The following is a 6,907-nucleotide window of genomic DNA, read 5'->3' on the forward strand; positions in this document are numbered from 1 at the left end:
GGGTGGGGAAGGGGCTTCAGGGCGCGGCGGGCTCGACCCGGCGCAGCACGAAGGTGGTGCCGACCTCCGGGTCGCGGCGCCAGCGCCCGTCGCCGGTGGCGACGAGGTTCACGACGTGGCCGCGACGGGCGCCGAGGATGAGGTGCCCGTTGGCGAAGCGCCACGAGACCGGATCGAACACCGTCAGGCCGCCGTCGCGGCAATTGTCGAGGATGCGCACCGGCGCCGGCGCGGGGCCGGGCGTCAGCGCGATGCGGCAGACGTCCTGCTCGCGGTAGCGGTCGAGGGCATAGGTGCCCGGCGCCGGAGCCTCGCCCGGCGGCCCGGCTTCGGGCGCCGGGGCGCTGCGGGCGTCCGGGGCGGCCCAACCTGCCCCGGCGTAGCCGGCCCCGGGGCTGGTCGGGACCGCGTCGGTGGGCGGCACCATCGCGACGATCTGGAGCGGGACCAGGCTGAAATGGTCGTCCCCCCCGGCGGCCACCAGGCTGCGGGCATCGGCCCGGGCGGCGAACTGCAGCACCGGCCGGACGTCCTTGTCGACGAGCCGCAGGTTGCCGTCGGTGAAGAGCCAGCCGGCGACGCCGTTGAGGATCGGCAGGGCGCGGCGGCAGCCGGCCGGGAAGGACAGGCGCCGGCCGGCCGGGCCGCTCGCGCCCGACAGGGTGAGCACGCAGCGCCGGGTGCTGCCGTCCCGCGACAGGTCCCAGGTGCCCGGCACCCCGGCGATGTCGCGGGGCAGGCTCTCGACGAAGGGCCGCTCCGGCGCGGTGCCCGGCGGGGCGGTCTCGGTCCGCGCGGCCGGGTCCTGGGGCGCGGTCGCGTCCGGGCGCGCGGCCGGGTCCGGCGGTGGGGCCGGCTCCTGCGCGCCCGCCGGGGCCGCCGCCCCGAGCACGGCGGCGGCGAGGCCGGCGCGGATCAGGCTCCGACGAATCATGCCTCGACCCCTCATGCCTCGACCCCTCATGCCTTGGCCGTCCAGGGCGTCTCCGGCACCGGGGTGAGGGGGCCGCGTCCGTCGAACCAGGCGACGAGGTTGTCCACGACGAGCCGGCCCATGGCGGCGCGGGTCTCCACCGAGGCCGAGCCCACATGCGGCAGCAGCACCACCTGGTCCAGGGCGACGAGTTCGGGCGGCACGTGCGGCTCGCGGGCGAAGACGTCGAGGCCGGCCCCCAGGATGGTGCCGGCCTGGAGCGCCCGGATCAGTGCCGCCTCGTCGATGAGGCTGCCGCGGGCGACGTTGACGAGGAGGCCCTGCGGCCCGAGCGCCTCCAGCACCGCGGCGTCGACGATCCCGTTGGTCTCCGGCCCGCCGGGCGCCACCACCAGGAGCACGTCGCAGGCCTGCGCGAGGCCGAGCAGGGTGGGGTGGTAGGCGTAAGGTGCGTCGCCCTGCGGCCGGCGGCCGTGATAGGCGATCGCGACGCCGAAGCCCTCGAGCCGCCGCGCGATGGCCCGCCCGATCCGCCCGAGGCCGAGGATGCCCACCGTCCGGCCGCGCAGGGTGGGGGTGAGCGGGTAGGTCTGGCGCGGCCAGTGCCCGGCCCGCAGGTAGCGGTCGGCCTGGGGGATCTGGCGCACGGTGGCCAGGAGCAGGCCGAGGGCGAGGTCGGCGACCTCGTCGGTGAGGACGTCCGGCGTGTTGGTGACGACGACGCCCTGGTCGGCCGCCGCCGCCGTGTCGATGGTGTCGTAGCCGACGCCGAAGCTCGCGATGATCTCGAGGCCCGGCAGGCGGGCGAGCAGGGCCCGGTCCACCGGCGCCTGCGCCCCCGTCGCCAGGCCGCGGATGCGCGGGCCGGTCTCGGCGAGGAAGGCCTCCCGATCGGGGACGGTGTCGAGCCGGTGCAGGGTGAAGCGCCGCGCGACGGCGTCCATGACCTCGGGATGCATCGCCTTGAGCATCAGGACGTCGAGGGGCTGCATGGGGATCTCGCCGGGGCTCGGAGGTGGCGCGGGGCCCGGCGGGGCCGGGATGCCGACAGCTTTAGGCCGCGGGTCCGGACCGGTCCAGTGACCGCGCGGCGGGGCCCCGAGCCCCCATGCGGGCCCCTCCGGGCTGCCATCCGCCCGGCGCAGGCGGGGCGCCCGTTTCGCGGCGCCCCACTTCCGCTGCGCGCCTTGGAACACTACTAAAGGGAGGCGAAGACCCGTTTCCCGCAGAACAACCAGAACAGCCACGCCATGACCGCGCCGCGCACCCTCTACGACAAGATCTGGGACGACCACGTCGTCGATGTCGAGCCCGACGGCTCCACGCTCCTCTACATCGACCGTCACCTCGTCCACGAAGTCACCAGCCCCCAGGCCTTCGAGGGCCTGCGCGTGGCCGGGCGCCGGGTGCGCCACCCGGAGAAGACCCTCGCGGTGGTCGACCACAACGTGCAGACCTCCGACCGCCGCTTCGGCATCGAGGACCCGGAGAGCCGCATCCAGCTGGAGGCGCTGGCCGAGAACGTGCGCGACTTCGGCATCGAGTTCTACGACGCCCTCGACCGGCGCCAGGGCATCGTCCACGTGATCGGGCCGGAGCAGGGCTTCACCCTGCCGGGCCAGACCATCGTCTGCGGCGACAGCCACACCTCGACCCACGGCGCCTTCGGGGCGCTCGCCCACGGCATCGGCACCTCGGAGGTGGAGCACGTGCTCGCCACCCAGACGCTGCTGCAGAAGAAGGCGAAGAACATGCGCGTCAGCGTCGACGGCACCCTGCCGCCGGGCGTGACGGCCAAGGACATCATCCTGGCGATCATCGGCGAGATCGGCACCGCCGGCGGCACCGGCTACGTCATCGAGTATGCCGGCGAGGCCATCCGCGCCCTCTCGATGGAGGGCCGGATGACGATCTGCAACATGTCGATCGAGGGCGGCGCCCGCGCCGGCCTGGTGGCGCCGGACGCCACCACCTACGCCTATGTCGAGGGCCGGCCGAAGGCGCCGAAGGGCGAGGCCTTCGCCCGCGCCAGGGCCTACTGGGAGAGCCTGGTGACCGACGCGGGCGCCCATTTCGACCGCGAGGTGCGTCTCGATGCGGCCAACCTGCCGCCCATCGTCAGCTGGGGCACCAGCCCCGAGGACGTGGTCTCGATCTCGGGAGCCGTGCCCGACCCGTCGCGGATCGCGGACGAGAACAAGCGCCAGTCGAAGGAGAAGGCCCTGGACTACATGGGCCTCACCCCCGGCACCAGGATCACCGACATCACCCTCGACCGGGTCTTCATCGGCTCCTGCACCAACGGCCGCATCGAGGACCTGCGGGCGGTGGCCAAGATGGTGGAGGGCCGCAAGGTCCACGCCAACGTCTCGGCCATGGTGGTGCCGGGCTCCGGCCTCGTGAAGCAGCAGGCCGAGGCCGAGGGGCTGGACCGGATCCTCAAGGCGGCCGGGTTCGACTGGCGCGAGCCGGGCTGCTCCATGTGCCTCGGCATGAACGCGGATCGTCTCAGCCCGAACGAGCGCTGCGCCTCGACCTCGAACCGCAACTTCGAGGGACGCCAGGGCCATCGCGGCCGCACCCACCTCGTCTCCCCCGCCATGGCGGCGGCGGCGGCCGTGGCCGGCCGCTTCGTCGACATCCGCGAGTGGCGCAGCGAGGCCTGAGCCCCGGGCGCCGGGCCGGCCGGGCAATCCCGGCGCGGAGCGAAAAATCCCCGCGCGAGCGGCGAAGAATCCCCGCAGAAGCGGATTGACGGCCGGCCCGGCCCCGCCTAAACGAAACCGCGTCGGCGCCGCCCAGCGGCCCCGACGAGCCCAGGTGGCGGAATTGGTAGACGCGCTGGTTTCAGGTACCAGTCTTGCAAGAGGTGAAGGTTCGAGTCCTTTCCTGGGCACCACTTGATTTCTGATTGTCGAAATCAAGATTTTCCGCGGTTCTCCTGCACCGTCGACCCCTGCAGGTCAGCAAAAGAGCCTGACGCGCCAGCCGGATGATCCCTGCGGTTCGCGTATCGGTCATCCTCTCCCAGAATTCCAGTGCTGCCCCGAAGCGCCGCTCGCCGAACATTCGGTCGCGCGATGCGCGCGATCTGCGTGGGGCGTGCGTGATGCGGGGCAGGCAGGCCGCTCGGTCGCCCTGACTCGTTGAACCCTGCGCGTACCTGCTGCGGATGACGCCGTGTTTCGTGACGACGGGGCGGTCACCCGTCGCCGAACTGGCGTGACGCGGGCCGATGAGCGTTCCCCCGCCCCGCTCCGGCCGCGGCGGGTTTTTCGTGTCCCGATACCTCGTCAGGCCCGCACACGATCTACCGAGGCCTGCTTCGTCGCCTCGTGACCGCTTAGCGCGCATCCGACGGTGCTTGGCGTCGCCTCGATCGCACTGACTGTCCGGACCCATATCGGCACGGCGGTGACCAGAACTCCATAGATTCGGCCGCAGTTGAATCCAGACGATGGCTGTTCAAGGCGCATGGTTCCGCCGCCTTGCCTGTTTCTTCAGGACGAATTTCGTCTGTCCAGCCTACCAAGCACGGAGGCTTTGCTGAGGCTGTCTGCCTTCTTCGGCGCGCCACACGTTCCTCAGTCGGGAGTGCCTTCTGGAGCGTATTCCCGGCAGATGATGTCCGATCATACTTTTCGGATAGGCCTCCGCTTGGCACCTGCGATGCTAGCCCGTCTCTTCAAGCGTGTCTGGAAAGCGATTGTTTGTCGGACAATTGTGAGTGTAGCAGGAAGCGTAAGCAGGGGTATTGATCGCCAGTCAGCGTGGGGGGGGGAGTTTGCCCCTCCACGCTGATCTCACAGGTGGAAGTCTGTTGCGACCAAGGCTGAGGTGGTCACAAGGAATTGGAAGTCGGCCGTGCCATTCCCGTCTACATCGCCCGAAACGATGAAGTTGCCGCCAGAGCTTTTGAGCACCCGCAGCTCACCCGCCGCCCCACTGAATGCAGCCGCTCCAATGTAACCAAAGGCCTGGTCACCGCTCAGGGCCACGTTTGCATCGATCGCCGACAGGTCGATCTTGTCGCCCTGGACCGACAAGAATTCGCCGATGCGGTCCGGAGCTGAGGCCGGACCGAAGTCCGACAGGGCTTGGAACACGAAGGAGTCTGCGCCTGCTCCACCGTACACCAAGTCAGTGCCCGCTCCGCCAATCAGGGTGTCGTCGCCCGCTGCACCCGAAAGGTAGTCGTTGCCTTGACCACCATTCAACAGGTCGAGCCCACCGTTGCCGCGTAAGCTGTCGTTGCCGTCTAGCCCGAACAGCCGGTTATCTGCTTCATTGCCCGTGACGGTGTTGGCCAACTCGTTGCCAGTGCCGTCGATTGCGCCTGTGCCCAGTAGGATGAGGGTCTCGACGTTGGCAGAAAGCGTGTAGCTCACAGTGGCATTAACGACGTCGACCCCCTCGCTAGCGTACTCGACCACCACATCTGCAACGTTCTCGACGTTGAAGGTGTCGTTGCCGAGCCCACCATGCATGGTGTCCGCGCCAGCCCTGCCGTTGAGTTGGTCGTTACCGCCCAACCCGTACAGCACGTCGTTGAGTCCAGTGCCTATCAAGATTTCCGAGGCGTTCGAGCCCAAGATGGCCGTAGGCGACGGACTTACGGTGTCGGAGTCAATGCTACTGTTGTTGAAGGAGACCGGGTCAATGGAGGCTGTGTCACCTAAGCTCACAGTTGCTTTGTGGGTAAAGTCTGTCCCGAGAACGACATCCGGGTCGACAGCAACCGTCAGGATGTAGGTTGAAACTGCTCCTGCTGCGAGAGCTGCCGTTGTTCCTGTAATCGTACCACTTTGCCCAACCGCAGGTGTGGTGAAAGTGAAATCTGGGCCGGAACTCCGAACGAGAGATATGAAATCCGCACCCTCAGGTAGAAGGTCCGAGAGCAACACGTTGGTTGCCGTGTCAGGACCGGCGTTCGATACGGTGAGCGTATAGCTTGTTTGGCCACTGGGGGCGACTGTTGAGGCTCCATTCGTGATCGTCACAGCGAGATCAGATTGACGAATGCGTGTGAGGGTGACGTCGTTGCCGTCCCCACCCTGGTAGCTGATCTGAAATGTGTTTCCCGCAGATGTCAGCACTGCGCCCTGAGCTAAACCAGCAAAGGTGCCCACAACCGGGTCAATTCCGTCGTTCCTAATAATCGTGAAGCTCTGATTGGGCATTCGCGTGAAGCTGCTCGCGAAACTTAGGTTGAGACTGGCGCCTACACCGCCGTCGCTGTTGAGGTTAACCGTCCCTGTCACGCTGGTCTGATCGTACTGCCCAGTCGTGTTACCACCGATTTCCTCAAGGTAGGTCGTACCACTAGCCAGACTGAGAGAGCCGGTCTTGAGAATGGCCGTTGAGCTGCCAGACCCAAACACGCTGCCGGGCGAAAGAGTCCCGCTCAGGACAGCAACAGTGCCAGTCGCCCCTGAGCCCCCGAGAGTACCTCCAGTGACGGTCGTGGCTGAATTATTGATAGAGCCATTGATCAACAACGTGCCGGCTTGAACGGTGGTCGTGCCTGTGTAGGTGTTGGTGCCTGAGAGCAGAACCGTGCCCGGCCCCTGGATCAGCAAGCTACCTGCGCCTGCATTGTCGCCTATGCCCCCTGAGCCAGTCTGGTCAGCAATGGGAGCGCTGATGGTGAGTAGCTGGGCCAAAGAAGCTGCCAGCGTAACCTGCTGATTGCCTTGCAAGAATAAACCAGAGCCGAAGGCCGAGCCGTCACCTGCTCCCAGACTGCCGGCACCTCCCGCGACGCTACCTCCCGCGACGCTGCCACCCTTGAACGTCAGGCTGCCGCCTTGTTGGACGAAGATCGCGCCACCTGCACCGAGCCCCCCCCCGCCGCCATTGATGGTGCCGTTGCCTCCACCAAAGCCGCCGTCACCGGCACTGAAGACGCCGCCGCCGCCACCCCCACCGAAGCCGCCGGAGCCGCCGGAGCCGCCGCCGTCCTCACCTCTGAAG

4 protein-coding genes and 1 tRNA gene are annotated in these 6,907 nt (G+C 68.1%); 2 read left to right on the forward strand and 3 right to left on the reverse strand.

Annotation, left to right across the window (positions count from 1 at the left end; translation table 11 throughout):
- Positions 1–16: 16 nt before the first annotated feature.
- Both AC3WLN_RS23230 and AC3WLN_RS23235 read right to left on the reverse strand, forming a co-directional pair.
- Positions 17–934, reverse strand: a complete 918-nt coding sequence (locus AC3WLN_RS23230) for an AprI/Inh family metalloprotease inhibitor (RefSeq protein WP_492485249.1) — start codon at positions 932–934, stop codon at positions 17–19.
- 26 nt (positions 935–960) lie between these two features.
- Positions 961–1,926, reverse strand: coding sequence for a 2-hydroxyacid dehydrogenase (locus tag AC3WLN_RS23235; protein ID WP_492485251.1), 966 nt, complete (start codon positions 1,924–1,926; stop codon positions 961–963).
- Positions 1,927–2,184: 258 nt separating this feature from the next.
- Here AC3WLN_RS23235 and leuC point away from each other — a divergent pair, with 258 nt between their 5' ends.
- Both leuC and AC3WLN_RS23245 read left to right on the forward strand, forming a co-directional pair.
- Positions 2,185–3,600, forward strand: coding sequence for a 3-isopropylmalate dehydratase large subunit (leuC, locus tag AC3WLN_RS23240; RefSeq protein WP_492485253.1), 1,416 nt, complete (start codon positions 2,185–2,187; stop codon positions 3,598–3,600).
- A 148-nt stretch (positions 3,601–3,748) separates the two neighbouring features.
- A tRNA-Leu gene (locus AC3WLN_RS23245) sits at positions 3,749–3,833 on the forward strand.
- A 904-nt stretch (positions 3,834–4,737) separates the two neighbouring features.
- On the opposite strand, the gene AC3WLN_RS23250 is transcribed toward AC3WLN_RS23245, so the two are convergent.
- A partial coding sequence (locus tag AC3WLN_RS23250; protein WP_492485255.1) for a hypothetical protein occupies positions 4,738–6,907 on the reverse strand: 2,170 nt, incomplete at its 5' end.

This window comes from Methylobacterium sp. FW306-05-D, assembly GCF_058782155.1.

Coding starts and splice junctions, on each gene's coding strand:
- AC3WLN_RS23230 (WP_492485249.1), bottom strand. CDS start 934: ATGATTCGTCGGAGCCTGATCCGCGCCGGCCTCGCCGCCGCCGTGCTC.
- AC3WLN_RS23235 (WP_492485251.1), bottom strand. CDS start 1,926: ATGCAGCCCCTCGACGTCCTGATGCTCAAGGCGATGCATCCCGAGGTC.
- leuC (WP_492485253.1), top strand. CDS start 2,185: ATGACCGCGCCGCGCACCCTCTACGACAAGATCTGGGACGACCACGTC.